Below are 24504 nucleotides of genomic sequence, written 5' to 3' on the forward strand. Positions count from 1 at the left end.
CAGCTGACTGCTGCTGCGGATATCTAACGCACGCACGCTCCCATAGGCCCGCCGCGATGGCGTTCCATTGGGTTTTTAATAATCGCGTTGGCGATGGTGGTGAGCGTCAGCATGCATTCGAGTTTGTCGTGACGTCGATGCATTGTCAACCAGTTTTCTCGCGCGCGTTGCATCATCATGGAATGGCTCTCGAACTCGAAACGAATACACGGCGCACGCGTAGATAAAGCAATGCGCAGCCTGTAATGACCAGCGGCCACAACAGATACCAACCCGTCGCGCAACACAATCCCGCCACCGCAACCAGCGCGACGAGCGCGCAACGATGCGCGCAGCTGCCGCGCGGCAACAGCCGCAACGCCGCTGCCGTGCCGAGCGCGTAGACGGTGACGAATGAACCCGTCGTGAGCAGCACGAGCGGTTTCGGGCCGACACCCGCGATGACCACGACCGCGAGCGCGAACGTGGCAAGCGCTGCGATTACCAACAGACTGCGGCGCGGCACGTCGCCAGCGCGGCTGCCTTGCGCCAGCCATTCCGGCAGCGCGCCGTCGCGCCCCAATGCCGCGCCGAGCTTTGCGGCGCCCGCGAAATAGGCGTTCATCGTGCCGAGCGTGAGCAGCAGCGCGGCGATTGCGGCCAGTATCTGCACCTTGCCGCCGAGTCCCCGCGCGAGCAGTTCGGCGAGCGGCGCGCTCGATGTGCCCGCATTCGGCCCGAGCACCATCACGCTCGCGGTCGCGACGCCCATGTACAGCACGCCGACCACGACGACGGCGATACCCGCCGCCATCGGCAGATCATGCGCGGGACGGCGAAACTCGGCAGCGAGATGCGTGATGGCCTCCCAGCCCGCGAAGCTCCAGACCAGCAGCGCCGCCGCAGGAAAAACGGCGAGCCAGCCATGCGGCGCAAACGGATGCAGATTGGCTGTTTGCGCATGCGGCGCCGACGCAATAACGGCCGCGAGCAGCAGCGCGACGAGCAACGCGGCGAGCACCAGTTGCAGCCTTCCCGATACCGTGAGCCCGAGCGCATTGGCGAGCGTCACGGTCAGCATCAACGCGGCGGCCGTGCCGATCACGGCCCATTCGCCGCCACCGAATGCAGCCGCGACATATGCGCCGCCGAACATCGCCGCGGCCGGTGCGCCCGCGGGCACCGCAAAGTAAAAGCACCAGCCGACGATGGCCGCGATGCGTGGTCCGAACGCGTTGCGCACATACGTCGATACGCCGCCCGCGTCCGGATAGCGTGCGCCGAGCGCGGCAAACGTGGCCGCGAGCGGCACCGACAGCACGACGAGCGCGAGCCACGCAACGAGCGACGCGGGGCCCGCCGCTTCGGCGGCGAGCGCGGGCAGCGCGATCACGCCCGTGCCGAGCACCGCGCCCACGTAGAGCGCGGCGCCCTGCATCACGCTGAGACTTCCGGCGCGCGGCGATGCACTCATGCGTGAACCCCGGCCGGCTCTTTTGCGCAGCGCGACTGCAGCGGCGGTGTGTCGTGACGCTTGGCGAGGTCCGCGCGCATCGTGCGCCATTCCGTGACCTCCCGAGGACGCACGAGCAAATCGGCAAGCGCCTCGTGATACGCACGCCGATACGGCCGGTGAATCTGTTCGTCGCTCGCGTCTTCGTGGCTTTCCCACGTCTCGTAGAGCATCAGACGGCAGGGCGAATCGGGGTCGCGATGCAGCACGGCTTCATGAAATTCCGGCTCGTTGCGCATCGCGTCGAGCACGCCGTTCAGCAGCGTCAAAAAGCGTTCGAGCTTGTCGGGCTGCACCTGGAAACGGACCACATACGTAACGTGCATACTGCGTATCCTCATTGAATCATCGGCGATGAATACCTTTATACTCTTCAATAGCTGACAACCGATGTCATGAATTAGGAAGGGCTTCAAAATTGGCGACGAGCCGACTCGTATCGATGCTGTTGATGCTGCAGGTCAAGGGCCGCGTGACCGCGCAGGCACTTGCCGACGAGTTCGACGTGTCGATCCGCACCGTCTATCGCGACATCGACCAGTTGAGCGCGGCGGGCGTGCCCGTGTATGCGGATCGCGGGCCTGGCGGCGGCTTCGCGCTGCTCGACGGCTATCGCGCGAAGCTGACGGGCATCACGAAAGCCGAAGCCGAAACGCTGTCGATCGCCGGTCTGACGGGCGCGGCATCCGATCTCGGCCTGTCCGGGCAGTTACGTGCCGCGCAGCTCAAGCTCGTCACCGCGCTGCCCGATGCAGCGCCCGACACTTCGCGCATCGGCTCGCGCCTGCATATCGATCCCGTCGGCTGGTATCAGCGGCCATCGCCGACGCCGTGGCTCACGATGCTCGCGGGCGCCGTGTGGGAACAGAAGCGCATCTCGATGCAGTACCGCACGTGGAATGGCCGCGACGAAAACGAAGGCGTGCGCGTGCGCGATCCGCTCGGGCTCGTGCTGAAGGGCGGCGAATGGTATCTGGTCGCGCGCGTGCGCACGCAGTTGCGCACCTATCGCGTGTCGAGCATCACGCAGTTGACGGTGCATGACGAAACGTTCGAACGGCCGGACGGTTTCGACTTGCGCGACGAATGGACGTCGGCTGTCGCGGCGTTCGAGAAGGGCCTGCTCAAGCACACAGCGCGCTTGCGTTTGTCGCCGGAAGGCATGACGCGTCTGCATCGGCTCGGCGCGGCGGCCGTCGAACAGGCGCAGATCATGCCGCCTTCGGAGCAGGACGGCTGGCAGGAAGTGACGCTGCCCGTCGAACAGTTCGGCTACGCGGCCGAGCAATTGCTCGGCTTCGCGGGCCATGTCGAAGTGCTCGATCCGCCGGAATTGCGCGAGCGTTTGCGCAAGCTCGGCGAGCAGATCGCGGCGCTCAACGCGGGCTGATTGTGCGAACGCGAAGGCACCTCAACGGCACAATGCACAGATGCACTCGCACGCGGGCGCGCATGCATACAAGGTACAAACGCGCGCAGGCGAGCAAACGCAAGCATCAAGCCCGATGCGGCCCGACGATCCCCAGCTTCGCAATCCGCCGATACAGCGTCGCGCGCGACATGCCCAGCGCTTGGGCCGCCGCATTCGGCCGCCAATGATGCCGCGTGAGCGCATCGATAATCCTTGCGCGCTCGTCGTCAATAGACGTGAGCGCGGGGCGCGGCGCTGCTTCGTCGGGCGCGAGCAGCGCCGCCACATCCGGCGACACATGCCGCAGTTCGACACGCGTCGCATCGCACACCGCGCACGCATAGCGCAGCACGTTGCGCAACTGGCGGATGTTGCCCGGCCATGAGAAACGCGCGAGGCGCCCGGCGAGGCGCGCATCCAAAGTGAGTACATGTCCCGCGCTTTGCGCTTCCTCGTCGAACACCGCGTGCACGACATCGAGAATATCGGCGCGCTCGCGCAGCGGCGGCATATGCAGCGTCGCGCCGCTCAGCCGGTAGTACAGGTCTTCGCGGAATGTGCGTTCGTCGACCATGCGCGCCAGATCGCGATGCGTTGCGCAGATCACGTCGATATCGACGCGCACGGGCGCATCGCCGCCCAGCGGCAGCACTTCGCCTTCGGCGAGCACGCGCAACAGGCGCGTCTGCAGATTGAGCGGCATGTCGCCGATCTCATCGAGGAACAGCGTGCCGCCGTTCGCCTGCGCGATCTTGCCTCGCGCGCCTCTGCTGCGCGCGCCCGTGAACGCGCCGGGCGCGTAGCCAAACAGTTCGCTCTCGATCAGCGAATCGGGAATCGCGCCGCAATTCACGGCGACGAACGGTTTCGCGCGCCGCGCGCCCGACGCATGCAGCGCCTGCGCGAACACTTCCTTGCCGACTCCCGTCTCGCCGAGAATCAGGATCGGCAAATGCTTGCCGGCGATCCGCAGCGCGACTTCCGCATTGCGCGCGATGCGCGAATCGCGACTGTGCAGGAAGCGGCTGATCGCGTCGAGGCTCGTGTCCGCATGTGCATCGGATGATGCGTTGAACGCGCTCGCGGCAGAAGCGACAGGCGCGATACGCGAAGACCGCTTCAACGGCGCGCGAATGCGCGCATAGAGCAGCGCGCCCGTCGCGCGCAGACGCAGCGGCACGATGGTATCCGTGCGCGCCACGTCGTGCAGATGCACGGCCGACGTATCGAAGATCTCGTCGACATGGCGCGGCCCGCTCAGCCCCGCGATGCACTCCTGCGCCTTGCGGTTCGACGCGGCGATGTTGCCGCATTCGTCGAAGGCAATCAGCACTTCCGGTTGCGCTTCGACGAAGTTTCGGCTTGGGTGTCCGAAGACCACCCAATGTTGTGCCGTCTGATTGAGGAAGTAGCCGTCTTCGATCAGCGCCGCGCTTTGACGTACGAGCTGAAACACGAGCCGCTGGCTGTCGCGGTTGTCGGGCGACTGCACGGCCGATGCATCGAGCACGCCGATCAGTTCGCCCGTCAGCGAGAAGATGGGTGAAGCGCTGCACGTGAGCGTCGTGAAGGCCGCGCGAAAGTGATCGGTCTTGTGCACGGTGATGGGCGCGAGATCCGTCAGCACGCTGGCGATACCGCATGTGCCTTCTTCTCTCTCCGACCAGCACGAGCCGATATAGAGGCCCGCATGCTTGAAATCGCCGCGCCGGTCGCGGTCGATCCGGTAGTCGATCGTGACGCCGTGCGCGTCGGTCAGCATCACGCAGTAGTCGGCCACGCGGATCATGTCGTGCAGGCGCGTGAGGCACTGCCCCGACGCGCGCAAGAACGCTTCTTCCTTGCCTTGCACTTCGCGCAACTCGACGGGCGTCAGCACGCGCGGGCCGATCACGGAGCCCGGATCGAGCCGGTATTGCTCATACGAACGCTGCCACGACGAGACGAGGCGCGACGAATTGGCGGGCGCGGGCAGGCGCCCTTCGATCGCGCCGCGCACGCGGTCGATGTGCTGCGTTTGAGAGACGTAAGGCATGGTCGGCTCCCGGCGAGCGGCACGCGCTCTGGATGGTCCCGTTGATGACGGTCGATCATGCTGATCGGACCTTCTTGTAGCACATCCCGTCCGCGCGATCACATTGCATCGCAACACACGAGACGCCTGAGACGAACGTCTCAACTGTGCGTGAGACAGTCGTGAGACGCGCATCGTTCGATGGCGCAACGCATGCGCGGTCCATCGCAATGACGCGCACATCGCGTGAGGTGCGATGTGCGTCATGTGCGCTGCGTCATGCGACGGTTCTCTCGCTTGCATGTGCATGTTGTCGACAGCCTGAAACCCTCGTCACACAAGGCTTTCAGGGCTTCGCGCATGCGCGTCGAGACGTTGGCATACGTGTTGCAGTAGTGCCCGTCACACGACGCGGCCTTTGCGCACGATACGCGAGCCGCTATCGACAAGCACAACCGGAGACAAGCCAGTGGCATCGCCCATCACTGTCGGCGTGATTGCGAACCCCGCGTCGGGTCGCGACATTCGCCGCCTCACGACCCATGCGTCCGTATTCCCGACAGCCGAGAAGGCCAACATGGTCGTGCGTCTGCTCGCGGGGCTCGGCGCGCTGGGCGTCGATCGCGTGCTCACGTTGCGCGATCGCACGGGTGTCGCCTCGCTGCTGCTGCGCGCGCTCGACACGCATGCGGCGACAGGTTCAGCGGAGCGCTGGCCCGAAGTCGAGTTCGTCGATCTGCCCATCACCGAGTCCGTCGCCGATACGCATGCGGGCACGGTTCACATGGTGCGCGAAGGCGTCGAACTGATCGCCGTGCTCGGCGGAGACGGTACGCATCGCGCAGTGGCCGCGCATAGTGGCGGCGTGCCGCTGCTGACGCTTTCGACGGGCACCAACAACGCGTTTCCCGACATGCGCGAAGCGACGGTCGCGGGTCTTGCGGGCGCGCTCGTCGCATCTGGCGTCGTGCCGCCCGATGTCGCGCTGACGCGCAACAAGCGGCTCGTCGTGCGCTGCGTCGCGGGTCCGAATCGTGGCCGCGAAGAGATCGCGCTCGTCGACGTGTGCGTGAGCCGTCAGCGTTTCGTCGGCGCCCGCGCAGTGTCCGAGCCGTCGGATATCGAGTCGCTCTTTCTCACGTTCGCTTCGCCCGACGGCATCGGCCTGTCGTCGATCGGCGGCGCGTGGGCGCCCGTCGAGCGCACCGCGCCGCACGGCTTGCACCTGACGTTCGCGCAGCCCGACGAGCACGGCGCGATGAACGGCGACGGCGTGCCCATCTTCGCGCCGATCGCGCCGGGCCGCATCGATCAGGTGACGATGCGCAGCTGCGAGCGCTTCGAGGTCGGCGACTGGTTGCCCGTCGATGCGTGCCGCGGCACGCTTGCGTTCGACGGCGAGCGCGAAATCGAAATAGAACGCGACGACCGCTATGAAATCTCGCTCGACTGGAGCGGCCCGTTGACGGTCGACGTGAGCCGCACGCTTCGCTTTGCAGCATCGCGCCAGTTGATGCGCGAGATGGCGGGCGCGTCGATGCATGCGATTGTGCAAGCGCACGCACGAATGCAGTCGTAAACGGAGTCACAAGCGGAGTCACAAGCGCACGCGAAATAAAGGGAGTTCATTCAAGCAAGCGGAGCCCACTCCGCGACCGTTGCAGTCACGATCGACATCATCAAGGAGACACACCATGTCTGTTTCGAGTCAGTTGAGCAGGGAGAAACTGCTGGAAGCGTATCGGTCGATGCGCACCATTCGCGAGTTCGAAGAGCGCCTGCACGTCGAGTTCGCGACGGGCGACATACCCGGCTTCGTGCACCTGTACGCCGGCGAAGAGGCGTCGGCCGTGGGCACGATGCTGCATCTCAACGACCGCGACTATGTGGCGACGACGCACCGCGGCCACGGTCACTGCATCGCGAAGGGCGTCGACGTGCACGGCATGATGGCGGAGATCTACGGCCGGCAGACGGGCGTGTGCAAAGGCAAGGGCGGCTCGATGCATATCGCCGATCTGTCGAAGGGGATGCTGGGCGCGAACGGCATCGTCGGCGCGGGCGGGCCGCTCGTGTGCGGCGCGGCGCTCGCAGCGAAGCTGAAGAAGACGGGCGGCGTGGGCGTGTGCTTCTTCGGCGACGGCGCATCGAATCAGGGCGTGATCTTCGAATCGATGAACCTCGCGAGCGTGTGGCGCCTGCCCGCGATCTTCGTCGCGGAGAACAACGGCTATGCGGAGGCGACATCGTCGACATGGTCGGTGTCGTCGGACAACATCGCGGACCGCGCGAGCGGTTTCGGCATGCCGGGCGTGATCGTCGACGGCTTCGATTTCTTCGCGGTGCATGAAGCACTAGGCGAAGCGATCGAACGCGCGCGCGGCGGCGGCGGACCGACGCTCATCGAAGTGAAGCTGTCGCGCTACTTCGGCCACTTCGAAGGCGATGCGCAGACCTATCGCGCGCCGGGCGAAGTGCAGAAGCTGCGCGACGAAAAGGATTGCCTGAAGCGTTTCGAAGAGCGCGTCGTGCGCGCGGAGATGTTGACGTCCGACGATCTGCGCAAGATCGACGCGGACGTGAAAGCGCTGATCGACGATTCGGTGGTGAAGGCGAAAGCTGCACCGCTGCCGACGGAAGCCGATCTACTGACCGATGTGTACGTGTCGTATCCGTAATTGAGCGCGATTACTTTCAGGCAAACAAGGAGACAGACATGGCACGCAAGATCACGTTTTCTCAGGCGATCAACGAAGCACTGAGTCAGGAGATGGCGCGCGACGAAAGCGTCATCGTGATGGGCGAAGACAATGCGGGCGGCGCAGGCGCGCCCGGCGAGCAGGACGCATGGGGCGGCGTGCTCGGCGTCACGAAAGGGCTTTTCCACAAGTATCCGGGCCGCGTGCTCGACACGCCGATCTCGGAAGGCGGCTTCATCGGCGCGGCCGTGGGCGCGGCGGCAGCGGGCATGCGTCCCGTCGCCGAGTTGATGTTCATCGACTTCATGGGCGTGTGCTTCGATCAGATCTTCAATCAGGCCGCGAAATTCCGCTACATGTTCGGCGGCAATGCCGTGACGCCCGTCGTGATCCGCACGATGCAGGGCGCGGGTTTGCGCGCAGCCGCCCAGCACTCGCAGATGCTGACCTCGCTGTTCACGCATGTGCCGGGGCTCAAGGTCGTATGCCCGTCGACGCCTTATGACGCGAAAGGCCTGATGATCCAGGCGATCCGCGACGATGACCCCGTCATCTTCTGCGAGCACAAGCTGCTGTATAGCCGCGAGGGCGACGTGCCCGAAGAGCTGTATTCGATTCCATTCGGCGAAGCGAACGTCGTGCGCGAAGGCGACGACGCGACCATCGTCACGTATGGCCGCATGGTGCATTACGCGACGGATGCCGCCGACAGGCTCGCGAAAGACGGCATCAAGGCCGAGGTGATCGATCTGCGCACCACGTCGCCGCTCGACGAGGACACGATCCTGGAGAGCGCGGAACGCACGGGCCGCGTCGTCGTGGTGGACGAAGCGAATCCGCGTTGCTCGGTCGCGACCGACATCGCCGCGCTCGTCGCGCGGAAGGCGTTCCGTTCGCTGAAGGCGCCCATCGAGATCGTGACGGCACCGCATACGCCCACGCCTTTCTCGGGCGTGCTCGAGGATCTCTACATCCCGTCGGCGGACAAGATCGCCGCCGCCGTCAAGCAGACGCAGCATTGACGCGGCATCAACATGCACCAAGCGAGGAACTGAGCAATGTCGATTCACATGATCACGATGCCCAAGTGGGGCCTGTCGATGGAGCAGGGGCAGGTCAACGGCTGGCTGAAATCGCAAGGCGACAAGGTGGCGAAGGGCGACGAAGTACTCGACGTGGAGAGCGACAAGATCGCGTCGGGTGTCGAATGCGCATTCGACGGCACGTTGCGCCGGCAGATCGCGCAGGAAGGCGACACGCTGCCTGTCGGCGCGCTGCTGGGCGTGGTGGCCGACGCCGACGACGCGGACGCCGACATCGATGCAGCCGTCGAAGCATTTCAGCGCGACTTCGTGCCGCTCGCCGCCGATTTGGCGGACGCTGGCCCGCAGCCGGAGAAAGCGCAGATCGGCGGACGCACGGTGCGTTACCTGAAGATCGGCGATGGCGGCACGCCCGCCGTGCTGATCCACGGCTTCGGCGGCGATCTGAACAACTGGCTCTTCAATCACGCCGATCTTGCCGCGCATCGCACGGTGTATGCGCTGGATTTGCCGGGGCATGGCGAATCGACCAAAGCCGTCGAGTCGGGCAGCGTGGACGAACTCGCCGACAGCGTGATCGCGTTTCTCGACGATCGCGGCATCGAGCGGGCCCATCTCGTCGGGCATTCGATGGGCAGTCTCGTCGCGATGACGGTGGCCGACAGGGCGCCGCAGCGCGTGGCGTCGCTTGCGTTGATCTCGGGCGCGGGTCTGGGCGACGAGATCAATCGTGAGTACATCGACGGATTCGTCGCGGGCAACAGCCGCAATACGCTGAAGCCGCATCTGACGAAGCTCTTCGCCGATGGCTCGCTCGTCACGCGGCAACTCGTCGAGGACATCGTGAAGTACAAGCGGCTCGAAGGCGTGAGCGAGACGTTGCAGAAGATCGCGTCGTCGTCGTTCAAAGAGGGCGTGCAACAGCGCAACTATCGCGATCGTATCGACAGTCTCGCGCCGCGCACGCTCGTGATCTGGGGCGAACTGGACCAGATTATTCCGGCGAGCCACGCGCAGGGATTGCCCGGCGATATCCGCGTGCATGTGCTGCAAGGCAAGGGGCACATGGTGCAGATGGAGTCGGCATCCGAAGTGAACCGCTTGCTCAACGACTTCTTCGGGGCGTGACGATGGATGGCGTGCAGCAAGCGTCTACGCACGACAGCGTCACCGCGCTCGGGCAGCACGGCAAGCGTGCGCGCGACAAGCTCGCGCGCATCCCCGTGAAGATCGTGCCGCCCGAGCGCCGCGACGCGTTGCCGAAGCCGTCATGGCTGCGCGCACGGCCGATGATGAGCGAGACGGTGGCGGGCATGGCATCGATACTGCGCGAGCATCGTCTGCATTCGGTGTGCGAGGAGGCGATGTGCCCGAATATCGGCGAATGCTTCGCGCAGCGCACGGCGACGTTCATGATCATGGGCGGCATCTGTACGCGCCGTTGTGCGTTCTGCGATGTCGCGCACGGCCGTCCGTTGCCGCTCGACGACGAAGAACCGGCGCGGCTCGCCGATGCCGTGGCCGAATTGGGGCTGCGGTATGTGGTGATCACGTCGGTGGATCGCGACGATCTGCGCGACGGCGGCGCGGCGCATTTCGCGCGCTGTGTCGCGCTGTTGCGCGAGCGCGTGCCGGGCATACGCGTCGAAGTGTTGACGCCGGATTTCCGGGGACGTGTCGATCATGCACTCGATGCGTTATCGGCTGCGTGGCCGGATGTGTTCAATCACAACGTCGAGACGGTGCCTTCGCTGTATCGGGCGGCGCGGGCGGGCGCGGATTATCGCGGCTCGCTGGCGTTGCTGCGGCGCGTGAAGGAGGCGAATGCTTCCGTCGTCACGAAGTCGGGGTTGATGGCGGGTCTCGGCGAACGCGACGATGAGTTGGTGGACACGATGCGCGACATCCGGGAGCATGAAGTCGATGTGCTGACGATCGGGCAGTATCTCGCGCCGTCGAAGTTTCATATGCCTGTCAGGCGGTATGTTTCGCCGCAGACGTTCGATGCTTTCAGAGCGGAGGGGCTGAAGCTGGGATTCAGGGAAGTGGTGTCGGGACCGCTCGTGCGCTCTTCGTATCATGCGGGTGAGACGGCGGGGCTGGGGTGAGCGGGGCGCGATGAAGCGAACAGGCCGGTTGCATGAGAGGCAACCGGCCTGTTTCGTTTACGCGTGCTGCTCAGGGAATTACACGCCCCCCATACACATATACTTGATCACGACATACTCGTCGATCCCATAGTGCGAACCTTCGCGGCCCAGGCCCGACTGCTTGACGCCGCCAAACGGCGCGACTTCATTCGAGATCGCACCTGTATTGATGCCGACCATCCCGAACTCCAGCGCTTCCGCGACACGCCAGATGCGGCCGATATCGCGGCTATAGAAGTACGACGCGAGGCCGAATTCGGTGCTGTTCGCCATCTCGATCACCTCGGCATCCGATGTGAAGCGGAACAGCGGCGCGAGCGGACCGAACGTTTCGTCGCGGGCCACTTTCATGTCGGGCGTGACATCGGCGAGCACGGTCGGCTCGAAGAAGCCGTGACCGAGCGCATGACGCTTGCCGCCCGTCACGACGCGCGCGCCTTTACCGAGCGCATCTTCGATATGCGATTCGACCTTGAGCACCGCGGCCTCGTTGATGAGCGGCCCTTGCTGCACGCCTTGCTCGGTGCCGTATCCGACCTTGAGTTTCGCGACGGCTGCGCTCAGCTTTTCAGCGAACGCATCGTAGACGCTGCCGTGCACATAGAAGCGGTTCGTGCACACGCAGGTCTGGCCGCTGTTGCGGTACTTCGATGCAAGGGCGCCTTCGACGGCGGCATCGAGATCGGCGTCATCGAACACGATGAACGGCGCATTGCCGCCAAGTTCGAGCGAGACCTTCTTGACGGTCGGCGCGCACTGCGCCATCAGCAGACACCCGACGCCCGTCGAGCCCGTGAACGACAGCTTGCGCACGATGGGGTTGCTGGTCATCTCGCCGCCGATCGGTTTCGGATCGCCGGTGACGACGTTGAAGATGCCGGCGGGCACGCCCGCGCGCTCGGCGAGCACGGCAAGCGCAAGCGCCGACAGCGGCGTCGCTTCAGCAGGCTTGACGATGATCGGGCAGCCGGCCGCGAGCGCCGGACCGACCTTGCGGGTGATCATCGCGGCCGGGAAATTCCACGGCGTAATCGCAGCACACACGCCGACGGGCTCTTTCGTCACGACGATGCGCTTGTCGCTGGCTACTGTCGGGATCGTGTCGCCGTAGACGCGCTTCGCTTCCTCGCCGAACCATTCGAGAAACGAGGCCGCATAGCCGATTTCGCCCTTGGCTTCGGCGAGCGGCTTGCCTTGCTCCGTCGTCAGGATCAACGCGAGGTCGTCGGCGTTCGCCAGTATCAGGTCGTTCCACTTGCGCAGGATTGCCGCGCGCTGCTTGCCCGTCTTTGCCTTCCATGCAGGCCATGCCTTGTTCGCCGCTTCGATCGCGCGGCGCGTTTCCTGTGCGCCCATGCGCGGAACGTGCGCGATGAGTTCGCTCGTTGCCGGGTTCAGCACTTCGAATGTTTCGGCGTTATCGGCGCCTTGCCATTCGCCGTCGATATACGCGTTGCTTTGCAGCAGCGCCGGGTCTTTCAGTTTGCTACGGAGGTCGGTCATATCGGTTTGTCCTTTGCTTGTCTGCGACTTCAGGCAGCGACGCCTACGGTCTCTTTCAACGCATCTTCGAGAATGGCAAGCGCCTCGTCGAAGACGGCATCCTGAATCGTCAGCGGGAACAGGAACCGGATGACGTTCGAATAGACGCCGCAAACCAGCAGCAGAAGCCCACGTTCGAGCGCACGCGTCTGCACGCGCTTCGTGAAATCGGCATCCGGCTCCGACGTGCCCGGCTTGCAGAACTCGACCGCTACCATGCCGCCCGGCCCGCGCACGTCGGCCATCTGCGGCACTTCCGCCTGCAGCGCGCTCAGACGGCCCTTGAGCCGGTCGCCCAGTTCGACAGCGCGCTCGCAGAGCTTCTCTTCATCGATGATCGACAGCACGGCATGCGCCGCAGCCACCGCCAAGGGATTGCCCGCATATGTTCCGCCCAGTCCGCCGGGCGCGGCGGCATCCATCAGATCGGCGCGGCCGACCACACCCGACAACGGCAGGCCGCCCGCGAGGCTCTTCGCCATCGTCATCAGATCGGGCACGACGTCATAGTGATGCATCGCGAACAGCTTGCCCGTGCGCGCAAAGCCCGTTTGCACTTCATCGGCGATCAGCAGAATGCCGTGCTCGTTGCACAGCTTGCGCAGCGCGCGCACGAACTCGGCGGGCGCGGGATAGAAGCCGCCTTCGCCTTGCACCGGTTCGAAGATGATCGCGGCGACGCGCTTCGGATCGATGTCGGCCTTGAACAGATGCTCGATCGCCTTCAGCGAATCGGCCGTCGTCACGCCATGCAGCGGATTCGGGAACGGCGCGTGGAAAACGTCGGCCGGGAACGGGCCGAAGCTCAGCTTGTACGGCGCGACCTTGCCCGTCAGCGCCATGCCCATCATCGTGCGGCCATGAAAGGCGCCCGTGAACGCGATCACGCCCGGACGGCCCGTCGCCGCGCGCGCGATCTTGATCGCGTTTTCGACGGCCTCGGCGCCCGTCGTGAAGAAAGCCGTCTTCTTCGGATAGTCGCCCGGCGCGCGCTGGTTGATCTTCTCGGCCAGCTCGACATACGACGCATACGGCACGATCTGATACGCCGTGTGCGTGAACTGGTCCAGTTGCGCGCGCACGGCCTCGACGATCTTCGGATGGCGATGGCCCGTGTTGCACACGGCAATGCCCGCCGCGAAGTCGATCACGCGGCGGCCCTCGATGTCCCATAGCTCCGCGTTCTCGGCGCGCGCAGCGTAGAAATCGCACATCACGCCCACGCCGCGCGGCGTGGCGGCGTCCTTGCGGCTCTTCAGTTCGGCATTCTTCACGGAGATCTCCTGGTTGGGTTCGTTCGCGCGCTCGCGTTCATTGCGGCACATGCAGCGACTATACTTATATTTGGCTCTAGGTTTCAGAGCCATTTCAATAAAAAACCAGGAGCCAATTCATGCGTGCGAGCGTGTTATCCGACTGGCTGGCCCAGCGTATGGACCGCGGCAACGGTCAGCCCGTGTATCGGCAGCTGCATCGGCTGCTGCAACAGGCGATCCTCACGCGCGAGTTGCCGGCGGGCAGCAAGGTGCCGTCGTCGCGGCTGCTCGCGAACGAGCTGGGCATCGCGCGCAATACCGTCACGCAGGTCTACGAGCAACTGGCGCTGGAAGGCTACGTGACGTCCGCCACGGGGCGCGGCACGTTCGTCGCCGATACGTCGCCGGATGAAATCGTCGGATCGCCCGATGCGCAGGCCACGCCGACGCGCCCGAGCGCGTTGGAGCAGTTGCAGCAGGCGCTGCCGCCCGCCCGGTCCAAAGCGCTGCTGCCCGCGCAGCCCGCTGCTCGGGCGCTGTCGCAGCGCGGTTCGCGGCTGATCGCGGCCGCGGGTGTGTCGAAGCGTCAATGGGGTGCTTTCATGCCCGGCGTGCCCGATGTGACGCGCTTTCCCGCGCGCGTGTGGAGCCGTCTGCACAACAAGTACTGGCGGCGTCTGCGGCCCGATCTGCTGACGTATGCGCCGGGCGGCGGTCTGTCCCTGCTGCGCCACGCGCTCGCGGACTATCTGCGCACGTCGCGCTCCGTGCGCTGCACGCCCGAGCAGATCGTCATCACGACGGGCATTCATCAGTCCGTCGATCTGGCCGTGCGTCTGCTGACCGATCCCGGTGATGTGATCTGGACGGAAGACCCATGCTACTGGGGCGTGCGCAGCGTGATGCACGTGTCGGGACTGAAGTCGCGGCCGATTGCCGTCGACGACGAAGGCATCAACCCGTCGCCCGACGATCTCGCGTATCCGCCGAAGCTGATGCTCGTGACGCCGTCGCACCAGTACCCGCTCGGCATGGTGATGAGTCTCGCGCGGCGGCGGATGCTGCTCGAATACGCGCGGCAGCATCACTGCTGGATCATCGAGGACGACTACGACAGCGAATTCCGCTACGGCAACCGGCCGCTCGCGTCGTTGCAGGGGCTCGACACGTCGGGGCAGGTGATCTATGTCGGCAGCTTCGGCAAGACGCTGTTTCCGGGGCTGCGGATCGGCTATCTCGTCGCGCCGGAGGCGCTGGCCGAGAGCTTCGCGACGGCGAGCGCCGAGCTGTATCGCGAAGGGCAGTTGCTGCAGCAGGCGATGCTCGCGGAGTTCATCAGCGAAGGGCATTTCACGTCCCACATCCGCAAGATGCGCACGCTCTATGGCCAGCGGCGTTCCGCGTTGCTCGACGCCGCCGCGCGGCGTTATGGCGACGCGTTGCCCGCGGTCGGCGGCGATGCGGGCCTGCATCTGGTGATGCAATTGCCCGAAGGCACCGACGACCGCGCCGTCGCCGCGGCTGCGCTCGAACGCAATATCGTCGTGCGTCCGCTGTCGGGGTATTACGCGCAGGCATCGCGCGCGCAGTCGGGGCTGTTGATCGGCTACGCGTGCGTACCCGATGACGAGATCGCGCCCGCATTCGACACGCTCGCGCAAGCGATCGACGCGACGTTGCCGCTCTTTGCGTGAATGCGCGCGAATGCGCGTGAAAGTCGCGCCAGCAGAGCCGCTATAGCCGGATCAGCACCGCGCCGAGCGTAACGAGTGTGCACGCGACGATACGGCGCGCCGTCAGCCTCTCGTGCATGAACGAAAAGCCGATCAGCACCGCGAAGATCGAGCTGAGTTCGCGCAACGCGGACACCATCGCGATAGGCAGATAGCGATACGCCTCGATGATCAGGCAATACGCGCTCAGCGCGATCACGCCCGAGAGCATCCCTTTGACCATCGTCTCGCGCGACGTGAAGAGTCCCTTCGCGCCGCCGCGCCAATACCAGACGAGCAGGAACTGCGGCACGTTCCACAGCAGATAGACCCACATGATGTAGCTCATGCCGTTGCCCGCGACGCGCGCGCCGATGCCGTCGACGACCGAATACGACGCAATGAAGAGGCCCGTCAGCAGCGCGTAGGGCACGCTCTCGCTGGAAAAGCGCATGTCGCGGCGAAAGGCGAGCGACACGATGCCGAGCGACACCAGCGCGACGCCCGTCGCGGCGAGCGGCTTCAGCGACTCGTGCGCGAACACGAGCGCGCCGGCGAACACGAGCAGCGGCGAGAGCCCGCGCGCAATCGGATAGATCTGTCCGAAGTCGCCGCTGTGATACGCGCGGATCAGCGCGAGGCAATAGCCGAATTCGAGCACGACGGACGCCGCGATGTACGGCCACGCGCCCGGCGCGGGCAGCGGCAGCACGGCCACGCCGATCGCGCTGACGGCGACATACGGAATCGACATCATGCCGAGCAGCCAGATGCGGTCTTCAGCGAGGCGCAGGAACGCGTTCCAGCTCGCGTGGAGCATCGCGGACAACAGGACGAGCAGAACGATGAGGGTATCCATCGAAGGAAAAGAGGGGGCGGCAAAAGAGTGATTATTCCGCAGCCGGGCGGTTTGCTGTGGCTTTTTGTGCGAACAGGAGGGGATTTGTGGAAATCGCGCGGGTGGCGTGCTAGCGCGTCCAGGCCCGCGCTTAAGGAGAGAACCAAAGAAAACGCGGCGCTTGCTCAGGCCCTGATCGAGGCCCTTGCAAGCGCCGCGTTCAGAAGACGCGCCGCGTACGCTCAGATCACGCGTTCGCGCAGCTTTGCCGACAGCAGATCGATCACCGTCACGACGACGATCACCATCAGCATCACGGCCGCCGTCTGCGCGTAGTTGAACGAGCGGATCGACTCGTACAGCACGACGCCGATGCCGCCCGCGCCGACCATGCCGACGACCATCGCCGAGCGCACGTTCGATTCGAAGCGGTACAGCGCATACGAAATCCACAGCGGCAGCACCTGCGGCAGCACGCCATAGATGATCTCGTCGAGGCTCGTTGCGCCCGTCGCGCGCACGCCCTCGGCGGGACGCGGATCGATCGCTTCGACGGCTTCGGCGAAGAGCTTCGCGAGCACGCCCGTCGTGTGCACCCACAACGCCAGCACGCCCGCAAACGGCCCGAGTCCGACCGCGACGATGAACAGCATCGCGAACACCATTTCGTTGATCGCGCGGCACGCGTCCATGATGCGGCGCACGGGCTGCACGACCCACGCGGGCGCCATGTTGTGTGCGGACAGCAGGCCGAACGGCACCGCGCACACGAGCGACAGCGCGGTGCCCCACACCGCGACGGCGAGCGTCACCATCATTTCGTGCAGGTACGTGCGCCAGTCGCTGAAGTCAGGCGGAAAGAAGTCCCGCGCGAACTGGCCCATGTTGCCCGAGTCGGACAGCAGATCGAGCGGGCGCATGTCGGCGGGATGCCACGACAGGCCCAGCACGGCGATCACGGCGATCCAGCCGACGAGCGATGTCCAGCTGCGCTTGCCCGCCGCCGCAGCCATCGCCTTCGACGGCTGCGCGGACGAAGTGGTCGAGCGGTCGGCGCTCAGGTCGGCTGTGTTCATTGCTTCGATGCTGCGCTGAGTGCGGACAGCTTCGCGTCGATCGCGGCCGTCTGCGTCTTGCGGTCCGCGTCGGACAGCGACGTGTCGGCTTCGATCTTCTGTTTCTGCTGGAACAGCGCGACCTGGCGAACGGGCGCGAGCTGCGCGTCCGTCGACGGCGCAAAGCCGCTATAGCCGAAGATATTCGCAAGCACTTCCTTCTCATGCGCGTCGGTCTTGCCGTAGCCGTAGAAGAACTTGCGCACCTTTTCCTTCGTCGCGTCCGGCAGATCCTTGCGATACACGAGTGGGTCCGACGGAATCAGCGGCGATTTCCACAGCACGCGCACTTGGGCGAACTGCTCGGGGTGGTGCTTCTTCAGCGAGTCGAGCTGCTCGGTGTTGTTCGTCGCGATGTCGACCTTGTTGTTCACGACGGCGAGCAGGTTCGCTTCGTGGCTCGCGGGCATCACCGTCTTGAACCCCGTACGCACGTTCGTGTTGTGCGCGGCGAACAGGTAGTAGCCGGGGATCAGCGTGCCCGACGTCGAGTTCGGATCGCCAAAGCCGAGCGTCACGTCCTTCGTGTTCTTGAACACGTCGTCGAGCGTCTTGAAGCGGCTGTTCACGTTCGTGATCAGTAGCGAGTAGTAGCCGGCTTCGCCGTTCGCGTAGGTCGTCTTCGCGAACACTTCGCCATTCGAGCGGTCGACGGCTTCCATCGCCGATGCGTTGCCGAGATACGCGACCTGCACCTTGTTGAAACGCATGCCTTCGATGATGCCCGCGTAGTCGGTTGCGAAGAACGCCTTGACGTTCAGCCCCGTCTGCTTGTTCATGTCGTCGATGAGCGGCTGCCAGCGTTGCTTGAGCACCGACGACGAATCGGTCGAGATGATGCCGAGGTTCAGATCTTCGGCCTGAGCGGCGAAGCTGGCAAAAGTCGACACGGCCGCGACGCCGACGAGCAGAGAGCGCAAAAATTTCATGAGTTCTGATCCAGGTGAGTGAGTCGGATACTGCGTTGCTGTTGAAAAGGAAGCGATCAGGCGGAACGCGCCGCATCGAACGGTATGACGCGCGCGCGGGACGTCGTGCCTTGCGTGCTGTCGGCGGCGGGGTTGTCCTCAAGCAGCTCGCGCGCGTCGTCGCCATAGAGCTTTTGCAAAAGCGCTGGCGTGAGCGCCGAAGAAGCTCCGTCATAGACGACCTTGCCGCGCCGCATCGCGATCGTGCGCTTGCAGTACTGCATCGCGATTTCGACCTGATGCAGCGACACCAGCACCGTCAACTGATGTTCGACGTTCAGCGTGCGCAGCATGTCCATCACGCGGCGCGACGACTCGGGGTCGAGCGATGCGATCGGCTCGTCGGCGAGGATGATGCGCGCCTGCTGCACGAGCGTGCGCGCCAGCGCCGCGCGCTGCTGCTGGCCGCCCGACAGATTCGACGCGCGTTCGCGCGCATGCTCGCCGATGCCGACTTCATTGAGCGCCGACATCGACAGCTCGCGTTCGCCGCGCGGAAACGCGCCCGTGAGCCGGCGCCACAGCGGCAGCCGCGCGAGCGCGCCGATCAGCACGTTGGCTTCGACGCTCAGCCGGTTCACGAGGTTGAACTGCTGGAACACGAAGCCGATGTCGCGGCGAATGCTGCGCACTTCGCGCACGATGCGGCCGTTCTGCTGGATCGGGCGGCCGAGTATCGAGATCTGCGAAGGCTGCGCATCCGATGCTGTGAAGCCGGCGATGTGACGCAGCAATGTCGATTTGCCCGAGCCGGACGCGCCGATCAGCGCCACCATTTCGCCTTGTTCGACCCGCAGGTCGATTTCGTCGAGCGCCTTGCGACCATTGCTGAAAGTCTTGCTCAGACGTTCGATGCGGATTGCGTCCATGTGTGTCCTGTCGATGGCTCCGGTGCTTTGCCGGAAGTTGTGGGACATTCTAGAAAGCGCGTATGACGGTTGAGTGAAGGCGTCGCAACATCTAGACGACTATATCTTTCCGGGAAAACCCAAAAGCGGCGCGAAACGCGCTGCAATGTGTCACTCATATGACAGGCGCGGCGCGATCGGTCGTCTGTCATCCATTGGCAAGCTCTAACCGCTATAGTTGGGGCATCAGCGCGTGAGCCGTCTCCAATAACCTCCACAACGGGCGCCGCCCATGCCACACGCTCTCAGCTTTCTGCCCGATACGTTCGCGGAGTACGAAGATCTGAAGGCGATACTCGACGTCGGCAGCGGCAGCTTCGAGATTCATACCGTTTGCGAAACGCACGCTCACGGCAGGACCTTTTCCGTGCACACCGCGAGCATCGGCTCGCGCGATCCGCGGGCGCCCGCAATCGGCTTTTTCGGCGGCATTCACGGGCTCGAACGGATCGGCACCCAACTCGTCCTCGACTACATGCGCGCGCTGCTCGGGCGGCTCGAATGGGACGAGCTGCTCGTGCGCCAGCTTCAATCGATCCGCCTCATCTTCATGCCGATCGTCAACCCCGGCGGCATGTGGGCCGCGACGCGCGCGAATCCGAACGGCGTCGACCTGATGCGCAACGCGCCGCAGGATGCCGAGGAGCGCGTGCCGTGGCTCGCGGGCGGGCAACGGGTCGGTTCGTGGCTGCCGTGGTATCGCGGGCGGCGCGGCTCGCCGATGGAGGTGGAGGCGGCGGCGCTGCTGCGCGTCGTCGAAGAAGACCTGGCGGTGCGGCCGTTGTCGTTCGCGCTCGATTGCCATTCGGGCTACGGCTGGACCGACAGCATCTGGTTTCCGTACGCGAAGACGCGCCGCGCGATGGCGCATCTGCCGGAGATGTACGCGCTCAAGACGATGTTCGAGCGCGCGCATCCGCATCACGGCTACATATTCGAGCCGCAGAGCCATCAATACCTGCTGCACGGCGACCTGTGGGACTGGGCCTACGACCGCACGCCGCCGCCCAACATCTTTCTGCCGATGACGCTCGAACTCGGCTCGTGGTTGTGGATCAAGAAGAATCCGCGGCAGATCTTTTCGCGGCAGGGGATGTTCAATCCCGTGAAAGCGCATCGCACCGCGCGCGTGTTGCGGCGTCACGCGAATCTGCTCGATTTCCTGACGCGTGCCGCGTATGCGCCGCAGCGCTGGCTGCCGCAAGGGCACCGCCGCGACGAACTGCTCGATCACGCGATCGATCACTGGTACAAGTCCGAGCGCAAATGAATACGTGGATTCTGCTGCGTGGGCTGACACGCGAAGCGAGGCACTGGGGCGCGCTCCCGGATGCGTTGCGCGAGGCGCTCGACGGCATCACGGGCGATGCGCCGGCGGCGGGAAGTTCGCGTGTGCGCGTGCTCACGATCGACCTGCCTGGCAACGGCGAATACGCGGATCTGCGTGCGCCGCTGCGCGTGGCGGAGATGGTCGATTTCGTGCGAGCCGCCGCGCGCGAACGCGGCGCGCCGGGGCCGTTCTGCGTGCTGGCGATGTCATTGGGCGGCATGGTCGCGGCCTGCTGGGCGCAGCGGCGTCCCGACGAAATCGCGCGGCTCGTGCTGATCAACACCAGCATGCGGCCGTTCAGCCGTTTCGACGAAAGGTTGCGTCGCCAGGCATGGCCGGGGCTCTTGCGCGCCGCGCGGCATTGGAATGCGCCGTCCGTCGCCGAGGCCGTGATTCACCGCCTGACGTGCAACAACGGCAAGACGCGCGCCGCGGACGTGAAAACGTGGACGGACATTCGCACGAGCGCGCCCGTGAGCCGCGCGAACGCGCTGCGTCAGCTGCTTGCGGCGGCGCGCTTCAGCGCGGGAAAGCGGCAGCCCGCGTGCGCGACGCTCGTGCTGTCGTCACGCGAGGACGGGCTCGTCGATCCCGCGTGCTCGGCATCGCTGGCTGCGGCGTGGGGCGCGGATCACTGGATGCATCCGTGGGCCGGTCACGACCTGCCTCACGACGACCCCGCCTGGACCGTCGAGCGCATTCGCGCCTGGCTCGTGCAGACAGCCGGGGAGTGAAAACGCGGAGAGTCCGATTAGCCGGTCAATGCGGCCATGAAATCCGCAATACGGTTTTTATACGGCCCACTTAACGCTAAGTGGGCGTTGAAGAGTTCGACGAGCTCGTGCCATCGTTCGGAACGAGCTGCAATGCGAGTGTCAAAGACCGAGCCACTGCGCAATCCTGATGCGCTGCTGCGTGGTGAACTGCGCGCGACTATTGGGATCGAGATAGTCGCGCACCATTTGCGGAGTCAGATCCGGAAAGCCCTGATCGATCATCTCCTGCTGCAATCCGGCCGGCTCGGGGCCGCCTTCGTTGAGCCAATGATAGATGTCCTCAAAGGTCGCGTTGTCAAGCTTGCTCCCATCGTCGATGTACTGCCGGAGTTCATTGCGTCCCCATCCCGGAGTTTCCTGCGCGGCGGACTGGACACCGGACGTTCCTGGTGCCTCAGGCTCCACACGCTGACGCTTCGCCGACGGCCCCGCCTCCGTATGCTCGGGGTCGTAGATGGGCTCGACGTACGCCTGCTTCGATGGCGACCAGTATCCGCGGCCGTGTACGACATCTTCGGCCCATTGCTGCGGTACACCTGTTTCCTGTGCAATCTGTTCGGGCGATTGGCCCTGGTCGTAGAGCTCCCGGGTCCGATCGTACTGCTGCCGGGTCATTGGCTCGACCTGGGGTTGCGGATGGGATTGACCCTGCGTCGGCTGCGAGGGCGTTGGTTCCTGCCTTTGAGGTTCATGCCCTTCTGCGGCTTCGGCGTCAATCTCCTGCAGTCTGGCGCGCAGGACCGGTTTCGGGTCGGCGCCACTGGTCTTGGCATATCGCATTGCACTGCGATATGCCATGAACGTGTTGCCCCCGGTATGTCTGTTGGCGACTTCCTGCAAGGGACGCCCATTCGACAGTTCGGCATACATGCTATTTCCGTCGTTCATCCATCCCTTAATCTTGCCAGGACGGACATCACCAGGCATTGACGGAAGGCGGTGCGTCTCTGCGTATCTTGATGCCCATGTTCTGGCAGTAGTGTCGGCCACGCCAAGTTCCTTTCCAACCTCGTCGTAACTTGAACCCGAGTACCAGGACTCGTACGCCCTGCGACCTACTTCATCGGTGTACTTCGTCCCTCCCGCCAGTCCCGTATCCGGATTTACCTCCCAGTTCCCGTTGCCATCCAGCCGCACCGCATACGACGGCCTGGTCCCGCCTTCCGGTGAAGTCACACGCCACGTGCCGTTATCCTTGTCGTAGCGCACCGCATAGGTATGGCCGTCCTGCTGGATATAGACCTGCCCCTTGCTGTCGCGGTAAATGCCACGGAACTGTGGATCCGGCGTAAGCGCTTCGCCCGGGATGCTCACGTACCTATCGGGCACACCTCGAATGCCCGTCGGCGCCTCCGCCCCGCTTGCCGGCGCGCCGCCCGTCCCACCACTCCTGCCGGCCGTTCCACCCGTGCCGCCGGCACCTGCGCCGTCTGGACCGCCCTGACCTCCACCCCTGGTACCGCCAGACCTGCCTTCCCCGGTGCCTTTCCCGTTCGGCCCACCCTCGCCCGGTGAGTGCGCACCGCCTTCTCCGCCTTCGTGACCCTCCCTGGCTTTACCGGATCTGCCCCCCGGAAACTTCGTTTCCCCAAGCATGCCGCCCAGAACGCCCGACGCGATGTCAATGCCAGCTCTCTCGTCGGGCGAAAGCGAGTCCGCCGGGACAATCCAGTCAGTGAACAGGTTCACACCGGGAATCATGCCGATGAGGAACCGTCCAATCCCATCCTCGGTCCGCCGTTGCCACAGTGGCTTCGGCGGCGTATGCGCAGCGAGGTACCCGTTTTCGATCGGCCCTCTCTGGCTGGCTGCGTGATACATGCCTTCGTCCTCACCCACGAGCTTGAGCCCCAGCCGATCGCGATCCAGCAGTTCCTGTCCATAATGGCCCATGCGCAGATCGTCGGTTGGCGTGTTCGTGAAGTCCGGAAGCGGCGGCGGCAGGTTGGGCGTGCGTCGCAACGGATCGCCCAGCATCGACGAACGCGCCCACTCCGTTCTGGCGTTCGCATCGTTGTACCAGTCCTTGAGCTCCTTGAATTTCTCCGGATGCTGCTGCAGCTGATACTGGAATTCCTGCACGTTGCGCGGTGACGTGAAGGCCTTTTGGCCAAATATCTTCAGCCGCTCGTACGAACTCGTGTTGTCGAAATCGCCCTCCGGCGTCGCAATATCCGCGTCTTTGGCCTCTTCAAGCGCCGCATCCAGTTCCCTGTCGGCCTCGGCCCACTGCTGGTCGAGCTGTATTTTCGCCTGCGCAATGCGGGCCTGGATCTGGTGCTGCAAGGTGTGGCGTATTTCGGCCGCCTGCCTGAACAGCGACTCGCGCTCCTGCGGTGTTTTCGCCTGGCTGAACTGCTTGCCCAGTTGCGCCAGTAACGCGACCTGCTGCTGTCCCGCTGCTCCCAGGTATTGCGCACCAAACGGCGGAGTGAATTCCTGCTGCACACGCTGCGCCGGATCGGCCATGGCCTTCGGGTACGCCGCATCCACTGGCTTGAACACGTTTTCGGTGATGTTCCGCGCAATCTTCTGGCGGTCCGCGTCCGAGGTCGCGGATTCATAAGCCTCGACGCCTTTTTCCAGCATGCGGGCATACCGTTCACGCTCCTGCTGCGGTAGCGCTTCGATTTTCTGGCGGTAGAGCATCAGCTGAGACTCGAATCTGACCACATCCTGCGGTATGCCGCGCAGGCCGTCGGCCAGCAGATCCGCCAGCGAACTGGCATTCGTGCTGTCGTCCGGGTAGCCGTCGCCGTTCTCGTAACGGTCGATCAGCTGCTGCGCTTCCGTCGGTGTAATCGCCCCTGCAGCGCCAGCCGGCGTTCCCTGTACCTGCGAGAGTGTCGGGGCCGACCTGGGTTGCCGTGTCGGCTGTGTTGGCCGCATTGGTTGTGATGGCTGTGGCTGCGGCTCATCCTGTGATGACTGGGGAGACCATGCATTGGAGCCCGTACTGCTGACGGGAGTGAACATATGCGTACCTCGCTTCACGGTTTTGAACGTGCGCACGAAGGCGCGCACATGCTCATGAAATCCCGTTCTAAGGACTGGAGGTAATGACGCGATATGAGTCACCCTCAGAGTTTGAGGCCCGTCGGAAAACGGCCACGCGTACAGCGGCCACACACAAGGGGAACCGGGGTGAATCAGTCGACCTGCGAGAGTGATCCGCGCGCGGGCTATAGCGGATACGACAGACTGGCAGTTGAAACCAACGGCAGGTCTTGGGCTGCACGGGTCTGAAGCA

20 protein-coding genes are annotated in these 24504 nt (G+C 64.6%); 9 read left to right on the forward strand and 11 right to left on the reverse strand.

Translation table 11 applies throughout. From position 1 onward, the window contains the following. Positions 1-23: 23 nt before the first annotated feature. Genes GCT13_RS48155 through GCT13_RS05740 form a run of 3 tightly spaced genes read right to left on the reverse strand, consistent with a single transcriptional unit; the run spans position 24 to position 1818 of the window. The gene (locus GCT13_RS48155) at positions 24-179 is read right to left on the reverse strand and encodes a hypothetical protein (RefSeq protein ID WP_193727581.1); all 156 of its coding nucleotides are present in this window, start codon (positions 177-179) and stop codon (positions 24-26) included. Then, a complete protein-coding gene (locus GCT13_RS05735; RefSeq protein WP_152755799.1) occupies positions 176-1453 on the reverse strand; it encodes an APC family permease in 1278 nt (425 codons plus the stop codon). The genes GCT13_RS48155 and GCT13_RS05735 overlap by 4 nt, the downstream gene beginning before the upstream one ends. Beyond that, on the reverse strand, positions 1450-1818 hold the full coding sequence (locus GCT13_RS05740; protein ID WP_152755801.1) for a putative quinol monooxygenase: 369 nt from the start codon (positions 1816-1818) through the stop codon (positions 1450-1452). Before GCT13_RS05740 ends, GCT13_RS05735 begins: the two co-directional genes overlap by 4 nt. A gap of 92 nt (positions 1819-1910) precedes the next feature. Between GCT13_RS05740 and GCT13_RS05745 the strand changes: the two genes are divergently transcribed. Continuing rightward, positions 1911-2882, forward strand: coding sequence for a helix-turn-helix transcriptional regulator (locus GCT13_RS05745; protein WP_152755803.1), 972 nt, complete (start codon positions 1911-1913; stop codon positions 2880-2882). Positions 2883-2988: 106 nt separating this feature from the next. On the opposite strand, the gene GCT13_RS05750 is transcribed toward GCT13_RS05745, so the two are convergent. Next, entirely contained in the window at positions 2989-4938 is a 1950-nt protein-coding gene (locus GCT13_RS05750) for a sigma-54-dependent Fis family transcriptional regulator (RefSeq protein WP_152755805.1), read from the reverse strand. Between the two features lie 448 nt (positions 4939-5386). On the opposite strand from GCT13_RS05750, the gene GCT13_RS05755 reads away from it, so the two are divergent. The 5 genes from GCT13_RS05755 (at position 5387) to lipA (ending at position 10767) form a co-directional block, all read left to right on the forward strand. After that, positions 5387-6496, forward strand: coding sequence for an ATP-NAD kinase family protein (locus tag GCT13_RS05755; RefSeq protein ID WP_321574205.1), 1110 nt, complete (start codon positions 5387-5389; stop codon positions 6494-6496). Positions 6497-6611: 115 nt separating this feature from the next. Then, positions 6612-7595 carry a thiamine pyrophosphate-dependent dehydrogenase E1 component subunit alpha gene (locus tag GCT13_RS05760; RefSeq protein WP_152755809.1) on the forward strand — a complete coding sequence of 328 codons (984 nt, stop codon included), beginning with the start codon at positions 6612-6614 and terminating at the stop codon, positions 7593-7595. A 38-nt stretch (positions 7596-7633) separates the two neighbouring features. Next, positions 7634-8638: an alpha-ketoacid dehydrogenase subunit beta gene (locus GCT13_RS05765; protein ID WP_152755811.1), complete on the forward strand. Its 1005-nt coding sequence runs from the start codon at positions 7634-7636 to the stop codon at positions 8636-8638. Positions 8639-8674: 36 nt separating this feature from the next. After that, positions 8675-9787, forward strand: coding sequence for an acetoin dehydrogenase dihydrolipoyllysine-residue acetyltransferase subunit (locus tag GCT13_RS05770; RefSeq protein WP_152755813.1), 1113 nt, complete (start codon positions 8675-8677; stop codon positions 9785-9787). Positions 9788-9798: 11 nt separating this feature from the next. After that, complete coding sequence (lipA, locus tag GCT13_RS05775; protein WP_321574206.1) at positions 9799-10767, forward strand: lipoyl synthase; 969 nt, start codon at positions 9799-9801, stop codon at positions 10765-10767. Positions 10768-10845: 78 nt separating this feature from the next. Here lipA and GCT13_RS05780 read toward each other — a convergent pair whose 3' ends face one another. Continuing rightward, complete coding sequence (locus GCT13_RS05780; RefSeq protein WP_152755817.1) at positions 10846-12312, reverse strand: NAD-dependent succinate-semialdehyde dehydrogenase; 1467 nt, start codon at positions 12310-12312, stop codon at positions 10846-10848. Positions 12313-12341: 29 nt separating this feature from the next. Beyond that, entirely contained in the window at positions 12342-13625 is a 1284-nt protein-coding gene (locus tag GCT13_RS05785) for a 4-aminobutyrate--2-oxoglutarate transaminase (RefSeq protein ID WP_321574207.1), read from the reverse strand. A 119-nt stretch (positions 13626-13744) separates the two neighbouring features. On the opposite strand from GCT13_RS05785, the gene pdxR reads away from it, so the two are divergent. Beyond that, entirely contained in the window at positions 13745-15301 is a 1557-nt protein-coding gene (gene pdxR, locus GCT13_RS05790) for a MocR-like pyridoxine biosynthesis transcription factor PdxR (protein WP_152755821.1), read from the forward strand. 40 nt (positions 15302-15341) lie between these two features. Here the strand turns inward: pdxR and GCT13_RS05795 are convergent, their stop codons facing one another. The 4 genes from GCT13_RS05795 to phnC form a co-directional block, all read right to left on the reverse strand. After that, positions 15342-16178: an EamA family transporter gene (locus tag GCT13_RS05795; RefSeq protein ID WP_152755823.1), complete on the reverse strand. Its 837-nt coding sequence runs from the start codon at positions 16176-16178 to the stop codon at positions 15342-15344. 221 nt (positions 16179-16399) lie between these two features. Continuing rightward, positions 16400-17233 (reverse strand): phosphonate ABC transporter, permease protein PhnE, encoded by an 834-nt coding sequence (phnE, locus tag GCT13_RS05800; RefSeq protein ID WP_152755825.1) that lies wholly within the window; start codon positions 17231-17233, stop codon positions 16400-16402. Beyond that, positions 17230-18201 (reverse strand): phosphonate ABC transporter substrate-binding protein, encoded by a 972-nt coding sequence (phnD, locus tag GCT13_RS05805; protein ID WP_152755827.1) that lies wholly within the window; start codon positions 18199-18201, stop codon positions 17230-17232. Before phnD ends, phnE begins: the two co-directional genes overlap by 4 nt. Before the next feature lie 56 nt (positions 18202-18257). Beyond that, the gene (gene phnC / locus GCT13_RS05810) at positions 18258-19109 is read right to left on the reverse strand and encodes a phosphonate ABC transporter ATP-binding protein (RefSeq protein WP_152755829.1); all 852 of its coding nucleotides are present in this window, start codon (positions 19107-19109) and stop codon (positions 18258-18260) included. Positions 19110-19380: 271 nt separating this feature from the next. Here phnC and GCT13_RS05815 point away from each other — a divergent pair, with 271 nt between their 5' ends. Further along, positions 19381-20418 (forward strand): M14 family zinc carboxypeptidase, encoded by a 1038-nt coding sequence (locus GCT13_RS05815; RefSeq protein ID WP_152755831.1) that lies wholly within the window; start codon positions 19381-19383, stop codon positions 20416-20418. After that, positions 20415-21212 carry an alpha/beta fold hydrolase gene (locus tag GCT13_RS05820; protein WP_152755833.1) on the forward strand — a complete coding sequence of 266 codons (798 nt, stop codon included), beginning with the start codon at positions 20415-20417 and terminating at the stop codon, positions 21210-21212. Before GCT13_RS05815 ends, GCT13_RS05820 begins: the two co-directional genes overlap by 4 nt. Before the next feature lie 141 nt (positions 21213-21353). Here GCT13_RS05820 and GCT13_RS05825 read toward each other — a convergent pair whose 3' ends face one another. Beyond that, positions 21354-24230: a hypothetical protein gene (locus GCT13_RS05825; RefSeq protein WP_152755835.1), complete on the reverse strand. Its 2877-nt coding sequence runs from the start codon at positions 24228-24230 to the stop codon at positions 21354-21356. Between the last annotated feature and the right edge of the window lie 274 nt (positions 24231-24504).

Source organism: Paraburkholderia franconis (assembly GCF_009362735.1).
Lineage (GTDB): Bacteria > Pseudomonadota > Gammaproteobacteria > Burkholderiales > Burkholderiaceae > Paraburkholderia > Paraburkholderia franconis.